We start from the raw sequence: 15,950 nt of genomic DNA on the forward strand, positions 1-15,950 counted from the left end.
ACGCATGACGCGTACACGTGACGAGTACGGACCTGCACCACCGCCGACGGGCACGACGGGATCGGGAGGGAGCCGCAGTCATGGACGAGAAGGTCTTGGACGACAAGGAATCGCTTCGGGTGGGCGCCGCCGTCAGAAAGCGCCGCCGGGCGCTGGAGCTGACGCTGGCCGTCGTCTCCGCGCGCAGCGGCCTGTCGGTGCCGTTCCTCAGCCAGGTGGAGAACGAGCGCGCCCGCCCCAGCATGCGCTCCCTGCAACGGGTCGCCGACGCCCTGGAGACCACCGCCACCGCGCTCCTCGCCGCCGCCGACTCCGCCCGCACCGTCGATGTCGTACGGTCCGGCGAACACCTCGAGCAGATGCCCGAGGGGGTACGCCCCCTGGTCCGCGGTCACCACCAGCTGCACGCGGTCGAGTTCACCGGCGAGCAGGAGGCCGGACGCGAGTACCAGCACCGCAACGACGAGCTCCTGTACGTCGCCGACGGCGCGGTCGAGGTGGAGGCGGAGGGCCGCGCGTACCGCCTGGAGCGCGGCGACACCCTGCATCTGACCGGCGGGGTGCGCCACCGCTGGCGCGCGGCCGGGCCCGACACGCGCCTCCTCGTCGTCGCCGTCGCCGACCACATCGAGGCGACGGAGACCGTTTGATGCGGGTCGTCTCCCTGGTGCCCTCCCTCACGGAGGCGATCGCAGTCACCGGCGGCCCGGACACACTCGTCGGCGTCACCGACTGGTGCACCCATCCCGCCGACCTCGGCGGCGCGGTCCGGATCGGCGGCACCAAGAACCCCGACGTGGCCGCGATCGCCGCGCTCCGCCCGGACCTCGTCGTCGCCAACGAGGAGGAGAACCGCGCGCCCGACCTGGCCGCCCTGCGCGCCGCCGGGCTCGACGTCCTGGTCACCGAGGTCCGCACCCTGCCGCAGGCGCTCACCGAACTGGAGCGCGTGCTGCGGGCCTGCGGGCTGCCGCCCCGGCCGCGCTGGCTCGACGAGGCGGAGGCGGCCTGGGCGGGCGGCCCGGCGGACGCCTCGTCCACCGCCGTCGTGCCGATCTGGCGGCGGCCCTGGATGGTCCTCGGCCGCGACACCTTCGCAGGCGACCTGCTGGCCCGGCTCGGGGTGCGCCAGCGGTACGCGGATCACGCCGAGCGATACCCGCGGATCCCGCTCGACGAGCTGAACCGCGCCGGCGCCGACCTGGTAGTACTGCCCGACGAGCCGTACCGCTTCACCGCGGACGACGGGCCGGAGGCCTTTCCGGGCCTGCCCGCCGCCCTCGTCAGCGGCCGTCACCTCACCTGGTACGGGCCGTCGCTCGCCGAGGCGCACGGGGAGCTGAGCCGGGCCCTGGCAGCAGCTCGCCGCTGAGCAGCCCGCGCACGGTGAGCGCCGCGGCCGTCGCCCAGGCGGCGACCAGCAGCACGTACAGGCCCGCCGCCAGCCACCGGAACACGCCGAGCCCGGTGTGCGCGGCGAGCCCCTCCGCGGCGGTCACGCACGTGCCGACCGGGAAGGTGAACGCCCACCAGGTCATCGCGAAGCCCATCCCGCGCCGGCGCGCCCGCAGCACCAGCACCCCGGCGAGGGCCAGCCACAGCAGCGCGAAGCCCACCACGGGCACCCCGTACAGCACGGCGAAGGCGGTGAACCCCTCCGCGTACGGAGCGGGCAGCACGCCCGGCGCCACGTCGGCGAACTTGCCCGCCGCGGTGGCCGACTGGCCCAGCGGGCCGAGGACCAGGAAGAGCGTCGGGGTGAGCGCGAGCGGCAGCGGGCCGCCGGTGACCAGCCGTCCGAAGACCAGGGGCAGGATCAGCACCGTGGCGAGCAGGCTCAGCCCGAACTGGGCGTAGCAGGCGAGCAGCAGCGTCTCCCGCCAGGGCCCGCCGGCCGGCAGATGCGGGACGAGCAGCGGGCCGAGCGCGGCCGAGACCATGGGCGGCACGACCGGCAGCAGCCAGGCCGGAGTGGCGTGTTCGAGGCGGTGGTGCACGATCATCAGGTACGGGACGCCCACCGCGACCGCCAGGCCGGTCACCGTGCCGGCCGTGAACAGCACCGCGTCGACCGCGACCGCCGGGCCGGTCCCGATCCAGTCCCGGCCGACGACCAGCGTCGCCCCGCCGGTCGCGAGCAGCGCCATCGGCACGCAGCCGAGGAAGGGCGCGACCGCCGGGTCCATGAGATGCTCCCGCGCCCGGTCGCGGTGGTGGATCCAGTGCCGGGCCCGGGCCACGAGGAGCACGGCGAGCAGCACGAGCGAGAGGGCCCACACCACGGCCGCGGCGGTGCGCAGGCCGGGGACGGGCAGGGGGAGCGTCGCGCCGGCCGTGGCGACGATCGCGGTGCCCATCACCGAGGCGTACCAGTTGGGTGCGAGGTCACGGACCCGCCCCGCCTTCGCCCGGTGGGGCTCGGCGGGGAGGACGGCACGGTGCGCGCTGCGGGAGCGGGCACGGTGCGCGGTACGGGAGACGGCGCGGGGCGTGGTGCGGGGTCGAACAGGGGTTGCCATGGTCCCCACCGTCCCGCCGGACCGCCGACCCGACCAGGGATCATGGCCCTATGACGTCATAAGCTGGCTTTATGAGCAGTGACGGATCGCCTCCCGGGACGTACGCCCCGCTCGCCCACCGGGTGCCCGACCTGGGCGCGCTGGAGCTGCTGCTCGCGGTCGCCCGGCACGGCAGCCTGGGGCGGGCGGCCCGCGAGGTCGGCATCACGCAGCCGGCCGCGAGCAGCCGGATCCGCTCCATGGAGCGGCAGCTCGGGGTGGCCCTGGTCGACCGTTCGCCGCGCGGCTCCCGGCTCACCGACGCGGGCGCGCTGGTCACCGACTGGGCGCGGCGGATCGTGGAGGCGGCGGAGGCGTTCGACGCGGGGGCGCAGGCCCTGCGGGCCCGCCGCGACTCGCGGCTGCGGGTGGCGGCGTCGATGACCATCGCCGAGTACCTGATGCCGGGCTGGCTGATCGCGCTGCGCGCCGAGCGGACGGACACGGCGGTCTCGCTGCACGCGGGCAACTCGGCCTCGGTCGCCGAGCGGCTGCTTGCCGACGAGGCGGACCTCGGTTTCGTCGAGGGCCTGGCGGTGCCGGACGGTCTGGAGGGCGCGGTCGTCGCCCACGACCGGCTCGTCGTGGTCGCCGCACCCGGTCACCGCTGGGCCCGCCGCCGCGGCCCGCTGACCGCCGCGGAGCTCTCCGCGACCCCGCTGATCCTGCGCGAGCGCGGCTCGGGCACCCGCCAGGTCCTGGACGCCGCCCTCGCGGACGAGGGCGGCCTGGCCCCGCCGCTGCTCGAACTCGCCTCCACCACCGCGGTGAAGGCCGCCGCGGTCAGCGGCGCGGGCCCGGCCGTCCTCAGCGAACTCGCGGTCACCGAGGAGCTCGCCTCCCGCCGGCTCGTCGAGATCCCGCTCGACGGCGTGCCGCTGGCCCGCGCCCTGCGCGCCGTCTGGCCCACCGGCCACCGGCCCACGGGCCCGGCCCGGGACCTTCTGTCACTGACCCGGGGCTGAACCCCCCGACGGGTCAGACCCGGCGCTGAACCCCGAAGGGTCAGACCCGGCGAGCCCGCGCCGCCGCCACCAGCCCGCGCATCACCCGCAGGTCCTCGCCCATCTCCGGATGCCACTGGACGCCCAGGGTCCAGCCGGGGGAGGGGAGTTCGACGGCCTCGACGGTGCCGTCCTCGGCGTACGCGGAGGGCGCGAGGCCCTTGCCGAGCCGTTCGACGGCCTGATGGTGGTACGTCGGCACCGACGCCGCGTCCGGGACCAGGGTGGCGTACAGCGTCCCGGGCACCGGCTTGACCGTGTGGCGGCCGATCACGCCGACCGACTCCACGTGCCCGTCCAGGTGCTGCACCAGCGTGCCGCCGAGCGCCACATTGAGCAGCTGCATGCCCCGGCAGATGCCGAGCAGCGGGGTGCCGGAGCCGATGGCCGCCTCGATGAGCGCCAGTTCCCAGGCGTCGCGCTCGGGGGCCGGCGGGCCGGTACGGGGATCGGGGGCGGCCCCGTACCGCACCGGCTCGACGTCCGCGCCGCCCGCGACGACCAGCGCGTCCAGCCGGGCCACCACCGCCGCCGCGGCGGACGGGGCGTCCGGCGGCAGCATCACGGCGTGCCCGCCGCCCGCCTGCACCAGCCGCGGATAGGCGGCCGGCAGCAGGGCGGCGGGCAGGTCCCACACGCCCCACCGGGCCTGGTCGAGATAGGTCGTCACGCCGATGAGCGGCTTGGACACGGGTCTCCTCCGGTTGATCAGTCGCGTTCCAGCTCGGCCTCGGCCGCCGCCAGTGCCGCGAACTCCTCCTCGGGAGCCTTGGCCACCAGGCGGTGCCGACTGTAGAACGCGAAGTAGGCGAGGGCGATCACGTACACACCGAGCGCCATGAACGCCGCGTCCTTGTCGACCAGGAAGGTCGCCACCAGCGCCGACAGGGCGAGGACGAAGGCCACGGACGAGGTGACGACGCCGCCGGGCGTACGGTACGGGCGGTGCAGCCCCGGCTCGCGGCGGCGCAGCACGATGTGCGAAAGCGCCATCAGCGCGTACGAGATCGTCGCGCCGAACACCGCGATGTTCAGCATCCGCGCCCCGTTGCCCGTCCCGGCCGCGAGCGCGAAGCCGATCGCGCCGGGGATCACGAGACCCAGGTACGGGGACTTGCGGCGGCTGGTCAGGGAGAGGAAGCGGGGCAGGTAGCCGGCCCGGGAGAGCGCGAACAGCTGCCGGGAGCCGGCGTAGATGAGCGAGAAGAACGAGGCGATCAGGCCCGCGAGCCCCGCGTAGTTGACGAACCGGCTGAGCGTGGTCGGCTCCCCCTTGCCCTGCAGCGCCACGACCAGCGGGTTGCCGGCGTCCTGGACGGCCGCCGAGCCGCGCGCCCCGGTGGTCGCGATGAAGGTCACCACGGCGAGCAGCACCAGGATGCCCATGGACCAGGCGAGCGCCTTCGGCATGGAGCGGACCGGGTCCTTCGCCTCCTCGGCGGCCAGCGGCACGCCCTCGACGCCGAGGAAGAACCACATGCCGAACGGGAAGGCGGCCCAGATGCCAAGCAGCCCGTACGGCAGCCAGGAGTTGGAGCCGAACGCCTCCGGCTTGGCCGGGATGTCGTTCAGCCCGTCGACGTGGAAGTCGCTGAGCGCGCCCAGCGCGAAGACGATCAGCGCGGCCACCGCGATCGCGGTCACGATCAGGCTGAAGCGCAGTGCCTCGCCGACGCCCCACAGATGGATCCCGATGAAGATCACGAAGCAGGCGAGATAGACCGGCCAGCCCGACTCCAGGCCGAACAGGCCCAGCGATTGGACGTAGTCGCCGATGAAGATGGATATCGCGGCGGGGGCCAGCACGTACTCGATCAGAATCGCGGTGCCGGTGAGGAAGCCGCCCCAGGTGCCGAGCGCCCGGCGGGCGAAACCGTAGCCGCCGCCCGCCGTGGGCAGGATCGCGGAGAGCTCGGCGAGCGCGAAGACCAGGCAGGCGTACATCACGCCCATCAGGACCGTCGCGATGGCGAGTCCGCCGAAGCCGCCCTTGGACAGGCCGATGTTCCAGCCCGAGAAGTCGCCGGAGACGACATACGCGACGCCGAGGCCGGTCAGCAGCAGCCAGCCGGCGCTGCCGCGGCGCAGGGCGCGGCGTTCCAGGTAGTCGTCGGGTGGTGAGGTGGTGCTCCCGGAGGTGTCTTCCAGCGTCATGGCACAGAGCTCCCGCGTCGGGCCCAATGGAATGGATCCATACCTTTGCGTCGGCCGGGCGGGAGCGCAAGCCCCGTGCGTTACTTTCGGGTTACGCGACGAACGGGCACGCCGCCGCCCTCGGGCGAGGAAGCCCCGCAGCAGCAGCGCGTCAGGTGAGGAAGCCCCGCAGCAGCGCCGCCGTGCCCTCGCAGTGCTCGCGCGCCGTCTCGTACGCCCGCGCCGTGTCGCCGGCCAGCACCGCCTCCACCAGCGCCGTGTGCTGTCGCTGCGAATGCTCCAGGTTCCGCACCAGGAGCGGGATGCAGTCCAGAAGGTCGTTCACCGTGGCCCGGACCGCCGCGTACTGCGTGGTCAGCGCCCGCGAGCCGGACAGCTCGGCCAGCGTCAGGTGGAACAGCGTGTCCTGGCGCCGGTAGTCCGCCAGCGGCGCGTCGTGCGTGGCCGCCAGCGCCGCCCGCAGCCGCTCCGCCCCCTCGTCGGCCAGCCCGTGCGCGGCGCACAGCCCGGCCGCGCCGACCTCCAACGCCTCCCGGAAGCGGAGCGTGTCCTCGATGTCGACGGACGCGATCCGGCGGCGCAGCTCGTCCTCGTCGCCGCTCGCGGCCCGCTCCATGACGAACGTGCCGCCGTACCGCCCCCGCCGGCTCTCCACCAGGCCCTGCTCCTGCAGCACCTTCAGGACCTCGCGCAGGGTCACCCGGCTGATCCCTATCCGCTCGGCCAGCTCCCGCTCCGGCGGCAGCCGGTCCCCTCCCGGCACCAGGCCGAGCCGCACCACGCGCAGGATCTGCTCCAGCGCCTCCTCGAAGCCGTTGCCCGCACGCACGGGCCGCAGCACGGACGTCAGGCGGTCGTTGAGGTCCTCGATCCCTGCCACGTCGCGGTTTCCCTTCCCAAGCAATGGTCTTCGGTAATACCTTATGGCTCCCGGCTGGCCGAAGGAGGAGTAAATCCCGTGGCAGACCGCAAACCCCCGCTCACCGTCGAGGAGCTGTACGCCCTCGTCGCGAGCGGCGAGATCGACACCGTCGTCCTGGCCTTCCCCGACATGCAGGGACGGCTCCAGGGCAAGCGGTTCGCCGCACCGTTCTTCCTGGACGAGGTCCTGAAGCACGGCACGGAAGGCTGCAACTATCTCCTGGCCGTCGACGCCGACATGAACACGGTCGACGGCTACGAGATGTCCTCCTGGGACCGCGGCTACGGCGACTTCGCCATGCACCCCGATCTCACCACTCTGCGCCGCGTCCCCTGGAACGAGGGCACCGCGATGCTCGTCGCCGACCTCGCCTGGGGCGACGGCTCGCCCGTCGTCGCCGCGCCCCGGCAGATCCTCCGGCGCCAGCTGGAGCGGCTCGCCGAGCACGGCTACACCGCGCACGTGGGCACCGAGCTCGAGTTCATCGTCTTCAAGGACACCTACGAACAGGCCTGGGACGCGAACTACCGGGGCCTGACCCCCGCCAACCAGTACAACATCGACTACTCGGTCCTCGGCACCGGCCGCATCGAGCCCCTGCTGCGCCGCATCCGCAACGAGATGGCCGGCGCGGGGCTCACCGTCGAGTCCGCCAAGGGCGAGTGCAACCCCGGCCAGCACGAGATCGCCTTCAAGTACGACGAGGCCCTCGTCACCTGCGACCAGCACGCCGTCTACAAGACCGGCGCGAAGGAGATCGCCGCCCAGGAGGGCGTCTCGCTCACCTTCATGGCGAAGTACAACGAGCGCGAGGGCAACTCCTGCCACATCCACCTGTCCCTGCAGGACGCGGACGGGCGCAACGTCATGGCCGGCGAAGGCTCCCACGGCATGTCGGACGTGATGCGGCACTTCCTCGCCGGACAGCTCGCCGCCCTGCGCGACTTCTCCCTGCTGTACGCGCCCAACATCAACTCCTACAAGCGCTTCCAGCCGGGCTCCTTCGCCCCCACCGCCGTCGCCTGGGGCCACGACAACCGCACCTGTTCCCTCCGCGTCGTCGGCCACGGCCGCTCGATGCGCTTCGAGAACCGGCTTCCCGGCGGCGACGTCAATCCGCACCTCGCCGTCGCCGGACTCGTCGCGGCCGGCCTGTACGGCATCGAGCAGCGGCTCGAACTGCCCCCGGCCTGCGACGGCAACGCCTACACCGGCGGGTACGAGCACGTGCCCACCACGCTGCGCGAGGCCGCCGAACTCTGGGAGAACAGCGAGATCGCCAAGGCAGCCTTCGGCGCCGAGGTCGTCGCGCACTACCGCAACATGGCCCGCGTCGAACTCGACGCCTTCGACGCCGCGGTGACCGACTGGGAGCTGCGCCGCTCCTTCGAACGCATGTGAGGACCTACGTGCCGCACCACCTGCTCGTCCTGAACCCGGCGACCGAAGACGTCGTCGCCACCGTCCCCGCCGCCACCGCCCAGGACGTCGACGCCGCCGTCGCCCGAGCCGCCGCGGCCCAGCGCGGCTGGGCGGCCGCCGCGCCCGCCGACCGGGCCCGGCTGCTGCGACGCTTCGCCGTCGTCGTCGACGACCACATCGAGGAACTCGCCCAGCTGGAGGTCCGCGAGGCCGGCCACACCGTCGGCAACGCCCGCTGGGAGGCCGGCAACGTCCGCGATCTGCTCGACTTCGCCGCCGGGGGAGTGGAGCGGCTCAGCGGCCGGCAGATCCCCGTGCCCGGCGGCCTCGACGTCACCCTCCTCGAACCCCTCGGTGTCGTCGGCGTGATCGCGCCCTGGAACTTCCCGATGCCGATCGCCGCCTGGGCCACCGCCCCCGCGCTCGCCGCGGGCAACGCCGTGATCCTCAAGCCCGCCGAGACCACCCCGCTCACCGCCCTGCGGCTCGCCGAACTCGCCCTGGAGGCCGGGCTGCCCGGGGGCCTGTTCCAGGTCCTGCCCGGCGAGGGCGCCGTCGCCGGCGACGCGCTCGTGGTCCACCCCGGCGTCGCGAAGATCGTCTTCACCGGCTCCACCAAGGTCGGCAAGGCGATCATGGCCAAGTGCGCCGACCAGGTGAAGCGCGTCACCCTCGAACTCGGCGGCAAGAGCCCCAACATCGTCTTCGCCGACGCCGACATCGAGGCGGCCGCCGCGGCCGCGCCCATGTCCTTCCTCGACAACAGCGGCCAGGACTGCTGCGCCCGCAGCCGCATCCTCGTCCAGCGCAGCGTGTACGACCGCTTCCTGGAGCTGCTCACCCCGGCGATCGAGGAGATCGTGGTCGGCGACCCGGCCGACGAGCGCACCCGGATGGGGCCGCTGATCTCCCGAGCCCAGCTGGAGCGGGTCCGCTCGTACGTGCCCGACTCCCTGCCCGGCATCCGCGGCAAGGCCCCCGAAGGCCCCGGCTTCTGGTTCCCGCCGACCGTCCTCACCGACGTCGCCGAGGACGCGCCCTGCGCCGTCGAGGAGATCTTCGGACCGGTCGCCGTCGTGCTGCCCTTCGAGGACGAGGACGACGCGATCCGGCTCGCCAACGCCACACCGTACGGCCTGTCCGGATCGATCTGGACCCGGGACGTGAGCCGCGCGCTGCGCGCCTCGCGGGCCGTGCGGGCCGGCAACCTGTCCGTCAACTCCCACTCCAGCGTGCGCTACTGGACCCCCTTCGGCGGCTACAAGCAGTCCGGCCTCGGCCGCGAACTCGGCCCCGACGCCCTCACCGCTTTCACCGAGACCAAGAACGTCTTCATCAGCACGGAGGCCTGAGCACCCATGACCGACCGCACCGAAGAGATCGTCTGCCGCCGCCTGGTCGGCCGCACCGCCGTCATCACCGGGGCCGGCAGCGGCATCGGCCTCGCCACCGCCCGCCGGCTCGCCTCCGAAGGCGCGAACGTCGTCTGCGGCGACATCGACGCGACCGCCGGGAAGGCCGCCGCGGAGGAGGTCGGCGGCACGTTCGTCCAGGTCGACGTCACCGACCCCGAGCAGGTCGAGGCGCTGTTCCGGACGGCGTTCGACACGTACGGCTCCGTCGACATCGCCTTCAACAACGCGGGCATCTCGCCGCCCGACGACGACTCCATCCTGGAGACCGGCCTGGAGGCCTGGAAGCGGGTCCAGGAGGTCAACCTCACCTCCGTGTACCTGTGCTGCAAGGCGGCCCTGCCGTACATGCGGCAGCAGGGCCGGGGTTCGATCATCAACACCGCCTCGTTCGTGGCCGTCATGGGCGCGGCGACCTCGCAGATCTCGTACACCGCCTCCAAGGGCGGCGTGCTCGCCATGTCCCGCGAGCTCGGCGTGCAGTTCGCCCGCGAGGGCATCCGGGTCAACGCGCTCTGCCCGGGGCCGGTGAACACCCCGCTGCTGCAGGAGCTGTTCGCCAAGGACCCGGAGCGGGCCGCGCGACGCCTGGTGCACATCCCGGTGGGCCGGTTCGCCGAGGCCGAGGAGATCGCGGCGGCGGTCGCCTTCCTCGCCAGCGACGACTCCTCGTTCGTCAACGCCACGGACTTCCTGGTGGACGGCGGGATCTCCGGCGCGTACGTGACGCCGCTGTAGGACGCCGCTGTAGTACGGGCCTCGGTGTCCGGGCGTCGAACACGCCCTCTAGGCTGGCCGGATGAGCATGCACACGCCTGCGGGCTGGTACCCGGACCCGGGCACGCCCGGGACCGAGCGGTGGTTTGACGGCAGCGCGTGGACCGGCCACACGCGCCCTGCCGGCGGCGGCCAGGCGTACCCCGGCCACCCCGGCCCCACCGCGGTCGTCGTGCCGCCGGCGGCCGGGGGACCGAAGCGCGGGGTCGTCATCGGCGGGGCCGTGGCGGTCGTGGCCGTCGCCGTCGCGGTGATCGTCGCCGTCGTCGTCAACGGCAAGGACGACGAGCGGACGGACCCGCCCGTCGCGGGGCCGACGTCGAGCGCCACGACCGCCGCGCCGGAGCCGACCGGCAGCCCTACGCAGTCGGCCGACACCGGCGGCGGCGACCCGGCCGTGGTCGAGGACCAGCTCAACGGGATCTCCCTGCCGATCCCGCAGGGCTGGGAGAAGCCGGAGCAGACCACCGACGACGTCCCCACCGTCAGCACGGCCGGCGACTACCAGTGCCCCGGCGACGTCGGCGAGAGCTGCAAGTACGGCATCGTCACCACCCGGACGCCCGCCAAGACCGACGCCACCACCCCGGAGGCGATCGCCAAGGCCGACATCTCGCGGGCCGTGGAGCAGGCGTACACCCAGGACATCCTCGGCAACGACCCCTACGGCGGGGTCAAGTCCCACACCGTCCTCGCGTCCAAGGCGACCGTCGTGGCCGGCCGCGACGCCTACCTGGTCCGCTGGAAGGTCGTCACCGGCGCCGGCCCCGGCGGGATCGTGCAGTCCCTGGTCTTCCCGTCGCCGTCGGGCAGTCAGGCGCCGGTCGTGGTCCGGTTCGTGTTCGACGCCGGGCCGAAGGGCCCGGCGGTGAAACTGATGGACGAGATCGCGGCGGGCATCAAGGCGCTGTAGCGCTCGGCGCCGGGGTCAGAGGAACGTCCGGCCCTCGCCCCGGTACGTGGGCACGGTCGCCGTGATCCGGTCGCCCTCGACGAGGTGCAGCCGGTCGAAGCGCTCGCACAGCTCACCGGCCTTCGCGTGCCGGAACCACACCTTGTCGCCGATCAGCAGATCGTCGGCGGCGGAGCCCATCAGCGGCGTCTGCACCTCGCCCGGCCCCTCCCGCGGGTCGTAGCGCAGCCCCTCCGGCAGGTACGGGACCGGCAGCCGGTCCCGGCCCGCCGCACCCGACGCCGGGTAGCCGCCGCCGAGCACCGTCACCACGCCCACGCCCGGGCGGCGGACCACCGGCTGGGCGAACAGGGCGGCCGGACGGCCGTCGAACGACGAGTAGTGGTCGAACAGCCGCGGCACGTACAGGCCCGAGCCCGCGGCGATCTCGGTCACCGCGTCCTCGGCGGCCGTGTGCTGGACGCTGCCGGTGCCGCCGCCGTTGACGAACTCCAGGTCCGGAGCGACGGCCCGTACGGCGCGGACCGCGGCCGCGCGCCGCGCCGCCAGCTCCCGGCGGGCCGCGGCCTGCATGAGGCGGACCGCCCGCGAACGCAGCGGTCGGCCGCCGACCGCGTCGCCGACGCCGGCGACATGACCCTCGTACGCCATCAGCCCGACCAGCCGGAAACCGGGCCGGCGGGCCACCGAGCGGGCCAGCTCGGCGAGCTGCGCGGGCTCGTGCAGGGGGGAGCGCCGGGCCCCGATCCGCACCCGGCCGCCGAGCAGCAGGAGCGAGGTGTCGAGCTCCAGACAGACCCGGATCTCCTCGGTGCCGCCGTCGCGCGCCAGGTCGATCAGCTCCAGCTGGGCGGGGTCGTCGACCATCACGGTCACGGCGGCGGCCAGCTTCTCGTCGCCGGCGAGCGCGGCGAAGCCGGCGCGGTCGGCGGACGGGTAGGCGAGGAGCACGTCCTCGAAACCGGCGCGGGCCAGCCAGAGGGACTCGTCGAGCGTGAACGACATGATCCCCGCGAAGCCCTCGCGGGCCAGCACCCGCTCCAGCAGGGCCCGGCACCGCACCGACTTGCTCGCCACCCGTATCGGCTTCCCCGCGGCCCGCCGCACCAGGTCGTCCGCGTTGGCGTCGAACGCCTCCAGGTCGACGATCGCCACGGGCGCGTCGAGTTGGGCGGTGGCCCGGTCGTACCGGGCGCGGTCGGCGGCACGGGGAGTCATGGCCCGAGTTTTCCAGACCGCCCCATCCGAGGGTAGGGGGATCATCCGGTCAGATCCCCCGGGGTTCCCGCCCGCGCCGGAACAGCCCGTAGAGTGGCGCACATTGCCAGGCGGTACGAGCACCCGTACGACTACGAGTGGGTACGAGTACGGGAACGAGAGCGAGCGGGGGGACGCGATGCCGACGAACGCGCACCCGACCCCGCCTCCGCTCCCGCCGCACATGCCGCCGCCGGTCCCGGCCCAGCCGCAGCCGACCGCGCAGGCCCAGCCTCTACCGACCGCCCCGGCCCCGCAGCCGGCCGGAGCGGCCCCGCAGGCACAGCTGACGGGTCCGCCGACACCGCCCGCCCCGGCCCCGCAGACCCCGCACGCGCCGGCGCCGGCCCCGGCCCAGCAGCTGCCGACCGCCCCGGCCCAGTTTCAGCCGACCGCGCAGGCCCAGCCGCTGCCGACCGCCCCGGCGCCGCAGCCTGCCGCCCCCGCCCCGCAGACCCCGCTGACGGGTCCGCCGACGCCGCCCGCGCCGGCCGCCCCGATGCCCCCGCCGATACCGACCGCGGCCCGGCAGCCTGCCCCGCAGCCGGTACCGCCGAACCCGGCCGCGCAGGCCATGCCCGCGCCCGCCGTGCCTCAGCCCGCCGCCGCGGCCCCGCCCCGGCCCGCGCCGGCGGCCCCCTGGGTGGTGCCCGCCGCCCCCGTGTACCCCGGCTCCGAGACCACCACGCGGCTGCGCCCCACGCCGCCCGCGTACACGTACTTCGGCGCGCCGCCCGAGACGCCCAGTGAGACCACCGCGCAGCTGCGGCCCATCCGGGAGCGGCGGTTCGGTTGGGTCGTCGCCGCCGGGACGTGCCTCGTCCTGGGGCTCGGCCTGGTCGGCGGAGCCATCGCCGGAGTGGTGCTGACCCAGCAGGGACACGGGGCCGCGCAGGAGCCCGCCGGGTACGCCGAAGCCCGCCGGGCCTGGCACAGCACGCCCGTCGACACCCTCTTCCCGCCCACCCTCAAGGGCGCCCGCTCCGGCCCCGGCGGAGCCGACCGCACGTGGACGCGCCTCGCCGTCGCGCCCGACGCGCCCTGCACCGCCGCCGTCCTCTCGCCCGCCCTCGTCACGAGCCTGCGGCCCACCGGCTGCGTCCGCGTCGTCCGCGCCACCTACACCGACGCCACCTCCACCGACGTCGTCACCGTCGGCCTCGTCTTCACCGACGCCGACGCCACCGCCATGCAGACCCTCACCCGGCAGTTCACCTCCGGCGGCCTCGCCAAGCGCGTCGACCACATGCCGCGCGCCCTGCCCGCCCCCGGCACCCCCGCCGCCCGCTTCGGCGACGCGCAGCGCGCCAGCTGGCAGCTCGCCGCCGTGCCCGAACTGCCCGTGCTCGTCTACGCCGTCTCCGGCTTCGCCGACGGCCGCCCCGTGCCCCGCCCCCAGCCCGCCGCCGAGGCCATGGACCCCCGCCAGACCACCGCCCCCGCCCAGGCCGGCCTCGGCCACGAGGCCAAGGGCGTCGCCGACCGCGTCGAACGCGGGCTGCGCCGCGCCGTCGCCGCGGCCACCCAGGAGGACCGGTGACGCGCCCCCGCCCCGGCCGCCTCCGCGCCCTCCTCGCGCTCCCGCTCGCCGCCTCGTTCGTCGTGCTGCCCGCCGCCGCGCCCGCGCACGCCGACACCATCCGCGCCCGCCAGTGGGGGCTCGAAGCGCTCCACACCTCCGAGGCCTGGCGCACCACGAAGGGCCGCGGCATCACCGTCGCCGTCCTCGACACCGGCGTCGACGCGAGCCACCCGGACCTCGACGGCAACGTCCTCGCCGGCAAGGACCTCGTCGGCTTCGGCGCCGCCCGCGGCGACCGCGCCTGGGCCCGCCACGGCACCGCCATGGCCGGCATCATCGCCGGACACGGCCACGGCCCCGGCCGCCAGGACGGCGTCCTCGGCATCGCCCCGCAGGCGCGGATCCTGCCCGTCCGGGTCATCCTCGAAGGCGCCGACAAGGCCCGAGCCCGCGCCCGCGAAACCCGCGGCGGCGCGCTCGCCCAGGGCATCCGCTGGGCCGCCGACCAGGGCGCGGACGTCATCAACCTCTCCCTCGGCGACGACAGCGAGTCCGCCCACCCCGACGCCGACGAGGACGCCGCCGTCCAGTACGCCCTCGCCAAGGGCGTCGTCGTCGTCGCCTCCGCCGGCAACGGCGGCGACAAGGGCGACCACGTCTCGTACCCCGCCGCCTACCCCGGCGTCATCGCCGTCGCCGCGGTCGACCGGTACGGCACCCACGCCTCGTTCTCCACCAGCCGCTGGTACGCCACGGTCAGCGCCCCCGGCGTCGACGTGGTGATCGCCGACCCGGACCGCCGCTACTACGAGGGCTGGGGCACCAGCGCCGCCGCTGCGTTCGTCTCCGGGGCCGCCGCCCTCGTCCGCGCCGCCCACCCCGGTCTGACGCCGGCCCAGGTGAAGCAGCTCTTCGTCGACACCGCCCGCAGCCGCCCCAAGGGCGGCCGCAGCGACGACAAGGGGTACGGCACCGTCGACCCGGCCGCCGCCATCGAGGCCGGCGGCAAGCTCGCCGCCACGAAGGGGAGCACCGCCGGCCGGGCCGCCGCGGCCGGGCACCAGGGCCGGTACTTCGGCTCCGGCCCCGCCCCGGAGGCGGGCGACGACCGGCCCCTCGGGGTGCTCGCGCCGGCCGCGGGCGGGCTCGGCGTGTTCCTGCTCGCCGCCGCGGTCGTCCTGTGGCGCGGCAGCCGCACCCCGGACCCGCGCCGCCACCGCTGACCCGCCGGACCTGGTGAGCCGGTCCGCCGGATAGGCTCGGGACGTGGCGCTCAAGAACATCCCGGACCCCGGTTTCTCCGACGACGACGGCACCGCGGACCCGCGGCTCGCCGCGGCCCTCGCCGCGTGGGCTGAGGACCGCACCGCCCACGGCCCGGTCCTGGAAGCGCTCAGGGACGCCCGGCTCCTCGTCCCCGTGGTCGCCGTCCTCGGCGAGGTCGAGGAGGACCCCGAAACGGGCCTGCGCCGCGAGAAGACCAGCGACATGGCCGTGCCGACCCTCACCGCGGGGGACCGCCGGGCGCTGCCCGCCTTCACCTCGATCGCCTCGCTGGCCCTGTGGGACCCGGCCGCCCGGCCCGTGGCCGTACCGCTGCACCAGGCCCTGGCGGCCCTCGTGCACGAGAAGGCCGACACGCTCGTGCTGGACCTCGCGGGTCCGGTGCCGTACCAGGTGGCCGGCCCCGCGCTGCTGGCCCTCGCCGAGGGCCGGACCAGCGCGGACCCGCTCCAGGACCCGGCCGTACGGGACGCGGTGCGCGCCGCGGTCGCCGGCGAGCCCGCCGTCGTACGGGCCTACCTCGGCCCCGGGGCGAGCGACGGCATCCTCGCCCTCGTCCTCGACGACGACGTCGCCGCCGCGGAGGCCGCCCAGCGCGTGGCCCGCGCCCTGGCCGCCGACGAAACACTGAGGGCCCGCCTGGTGCGGGGCCTCGACCTGGCACTCCTGCCGGCCACGACCCCGCCTCCGGGCGAGCCCTTCTACGTACGGGACTGAACCTCGGC

Annotated in this window: 15 protein-coding genes; 10 read left to right on the forward strand and 5 right to left on the reverse strand. The window is 74.8% G+C overall.

The window, feature by feature from the left end; all coding sequences use genetic code 11:
• The first annotated feature begins 80 nt into the window (after window positions 1–80).
• Both ACGFMM_RS20385 and ACGFMM_RS20390 read left to right on the forward strand, forming a co-directional pair.
• Window positions 81–650, forward strand: coding sequence for a helix-turn-helix domain-containing protein (locus ACGFMM_RS20385; RefSeq protein WP_393647763.1), 570 nt, complete (start codon window positions 81–83; stop codon window positions 648–650).
• On the forward strand, window positions 650–1,372 hold the full coding sequence (locus ACGFMM_RS20390; protein WP_393647764.1) for a helical backbone metal receptor: 723 nt from the start codon (window positions 650–652) through the stop codon (window positions 1,370–1,372). Before ACGFMM_RS20385 ends, ACGFMM_RS20390 begins: the two co-directional genes overlap by 1 nt.
• Here ACGFMM_RS20390 and ACGFMM_RS20395 read toward each other — a convergent pair.
• Window positions 1,299–2,519 (reverse strand): TDT family transporter, encoded by a 1,221-nt coding sequence (locus ACGFMM_RS20395; RefSeq protein WP_393647765.1) that lies wholly within the window; start codon window positions 2,517–2,519, stop codon window positions 1,299–1,301. The genes ACGFMM_RS20390 and ACGFMM_RS20395 overlap by 74 nt on opposite strands.
• 71 nt (window positions 2,520–2,590) lie before the next feature.
• Between ACGFMM_RS20395 and ACGFMM_RS20400 the strand changes: the two genes are divergently transcribed.
• A complete protein-coding gene (locus ACGFMM_RS20400; RefSeq protein ID WP_393647766.1) occupies window positions 2,591–3,523 on the forward strand; it encodes a LysR family transcriptional regulator in 933 nt (310 codons plus the stop codon).
• A 40-nt stretch (window positions 3,524–3,563) separates the two neighbouring features.
• Here ACGFMM_RS20400 and ACGFMM_RS20405 read toward each other — a convergent pair whose 3' ends face one another.
• The 3 genes from ACGFMM_RS20405 to ACGFMM_RS20415 form a co-directional block, all read right to left on the reverse strand.
• Window positions 3,564–4,253 carry a gamma-glutamyl-gamma-aminobutyrate hydrolase family protein gene (locus ACGFMM_RS20405; protein ID WP_393647767.1) on the reverse strand — a complete coding sequence of 230 codons (690 nt, stop codon included), beginning with the start codon at window positions 4,251–4,253 and terminating at the stop codon, window positions 3,564–3,566.
• A 17-nt stretch (window positions 4,254–4,270) separates the two neighbouring features.
• The gene (eat, locus tag ACGFMM_RS20410; RefSeq protein ID WP_393647768.1) at window positions 4,271–5,716 is read right to left on the reverse strand and encodes an ethanolamine permease; all 1,446 of its coding nucleotides are present in this window, start codon (window positions 5,714–5,716) and stop codon (window positions 4,271–4,273) included.
• Window positions 5,717–5,867: 151 nt separating this feature from the next.
• Window positions 5,868–6,596, reverse strand: coding sequence for a FadR/GntR family transcriptional regulator (locus ACGFMM_RS20415; RefSeq protein ID WP_393647769.1), 729 nt, complete (start codon window positions 6,594–6,596; stop codon window positions 5,868–5,870).
• Between the two features lie 78 nt (window positions 6,597–6,674).
• Between ACGFMM_RS20415 and ACGFMM_RS20420 the strand changes: the two genes are divergently transcribed.
• The 4 genes from ACGFMM_RS20420 (at window position 6,675) to ACGFMM_RS20435 (ending at window position 11,162) form a co-directional block, all read left to right on the forward strand.
• On the forward strand, window positions 6,675–8,039 hold the full coding sequence (locus ACGFMM_RS20420) for a glutamine synthetase family protein (protein WP_393647770.1): 1,365 nt from the start codon (window positions 6,675–6,677) through the stop codon (window positions 8,037–8,039).
• An 8-nt stretch (window positions 8,040–8,047) separates the two neighbouring features.
• The gene (locus ACGFMM_RS20425; RefSeq protein ID WP_393647771.1) at window positions 8,048–9,412 is read left to right on the forward strand and encodes an aldehyde dehydrogenase family protein; all 1,365 of its coding nucleotides are present in this window, start codon (window positions 8,048–8,050) and stop codon (window positions 9,410–9,412) included.
• Between the two features lie 6 nt (window positions 9,413–9,418).
• Window positions 9,419–10,210 carry a 3-oxoacyl-ACP reductase gene (locus ACGFMM_RS20430; RefSeq protein ID WP_393647772.1) on the forward strand — a complete coding sequence of 264 codons (792 nt, stop codon included), beginning with the start codon at window positions 9,419–9,421 and terminating at the stop codon, window positions 10,208–10,210.
• A 61-nt stretch (window positions 10,211–10,271) separates the two neighbouring features.
• A complete protein-coding gene (locus ACGFMM_RS20435) occupies window positions 10,272–11,162 on the forward strand; it encodes a DUF2510 domain-containing protein (RefSeq protein WP_393647773.1) in 891 nt (296 codons plus the stop codon).
• Between the two features lie 15 nt (window positions 11,163–11,177).
• On the opposite strand, the gene ACGFMM_RS20440 is transcribed toward ACGFMM_RS20435, so the two are convergent.
• Window positions 11,178–12,380, reverse strand: a complete 1,203-nt coding sequence (locus tag ACGFMM_RS20440) for an alanine racemase (RefSeq protein WP_393647774.1) — start codon at window positions 12,378–12,380, stop codon at window positions 11,178–11,180.
• 178 nt (window positions 12,381–12,558) lie between these two features.
• Here ACGFMM_RS20440 and ACGFMM_RS20445 point away from each other — a divergent pair, with 178 nt between their 5' ends.
• The 3 genes from ACGFMM_RS20445 to ACGFMM_RS20455 are packed head-to-tail and all read left to right on the forward strand — an operon-like array spanning window position 12,559 to window position 15,942.
• Entirely contained in the window at window positions 12,559–13,959 is a 1,401-nt protein-coding gene (locus ACGFMM_RS20445; protein ID WP_393647775.1) for a hypothetical protein, read from the forward strand.
• Complete coding sequence (gene mycP, locus ACGFMM_RS20450; protein WP_393647776.1) at window positions 13,956–15,164, forward strand: type VII secretion-associated serine protease mycosin; 1,209 nt, start codon at window positions 13,956–13,958, stop codon at window positions 15,162–15,164. Before ACGFMM_RS20445 ends, mycP begins: the two co-directional genes overlap by 4 nt.
• Window positions 15,165–15,207: 43 nt before the next feature.
• Entirely contained in the window at window positions 15,208–15,942 is a 735-nt protein-coding gene (locus tag ACGFMM_RS20455) for an SseB family protein (protein WP_393647777.1), read from the forward strand.
• Window positions 15,943–15,950 lie beyond the last annotated feature (8 nt).

The sequence above is a fragment of the Streptomyces sp. NPDC048604 genome, assembly GCF_043199435.1.
In the GTDB taxonomy this organism is placed as follows: Bacteria; Actinomycetota; Actinomycetes; order Streptomycetales; family Streptomycetaceae; genus Streptomyces.

Excerpts from the sequence above, each read along its gene's own strand:
- ACGFMM_RS20385 (WP_393647763.1), top strand. The coding sequence starts at position 81 with ATGGACGAGAAGGTCTTGGACGACAAGGAATCGCTTCGGGTGGGCGCC.
- ACGFMM_RS20390 (WP_393647764.1), top strand. The coding sequence starts at position 650 with ATGCGGGTCGTCTCCCTGGTGCCCTCCCTCACGGAGGCGATCGCAGTC.
- ACGFMM_RS20395 (WP_393647765.1), bottom strand. The coding sequence starts at position 2,519 with ATGGCAACCCCTGTTCGACCCCGCACCACGCCCCGCGCCGTCTCCCGT.
- ACGFMM_RS20400 (WP_393647766.1), top strand. The coding sequence starts at position 2,591 with ATGAGCAGTGACGGATCGCCTCCCGGGACGTACGCCCCGCTCGCCCAC.
- eat (WP_393647768.1), bottom strand. The coding sequence starts at position 5,716 with ATGACGCTGGAAGACACCTCCGGGAGCACCACCTCACCACCCGACGAC.
- ACGFMM_RS20430 (WP_393647772.1), top strand. The coding sequence starts at position 9,419 with ATGACCGACCGCACCGAAGAGATCGTCTGCCGCCGCCTGGTCGGCCGC.
- ACGFMM_RS20435 (WP_393647773.1), top strand. The coding sequence starts at position 10,272 with ATGAGCATGCACACGCCTGCGGGCTGGTACCCGGACCCGGGCACGCCC.
- ACGFMM_RS20440 (WP_393647774.1), bottom strand. The coding sequence starts at position 12,380 with ATGACTCCCCGTGCCGCCGACCGCGCCCGGTACGACCGGGCCACCGCC.
- ACGFMM_RS20445 (WP_393647775.1), top strand. The coding sequence starts at position 12,559 with ATGCCGACGAACGCGCACCCGACCCCGCCTCCGCTCCCGCCGCACATG.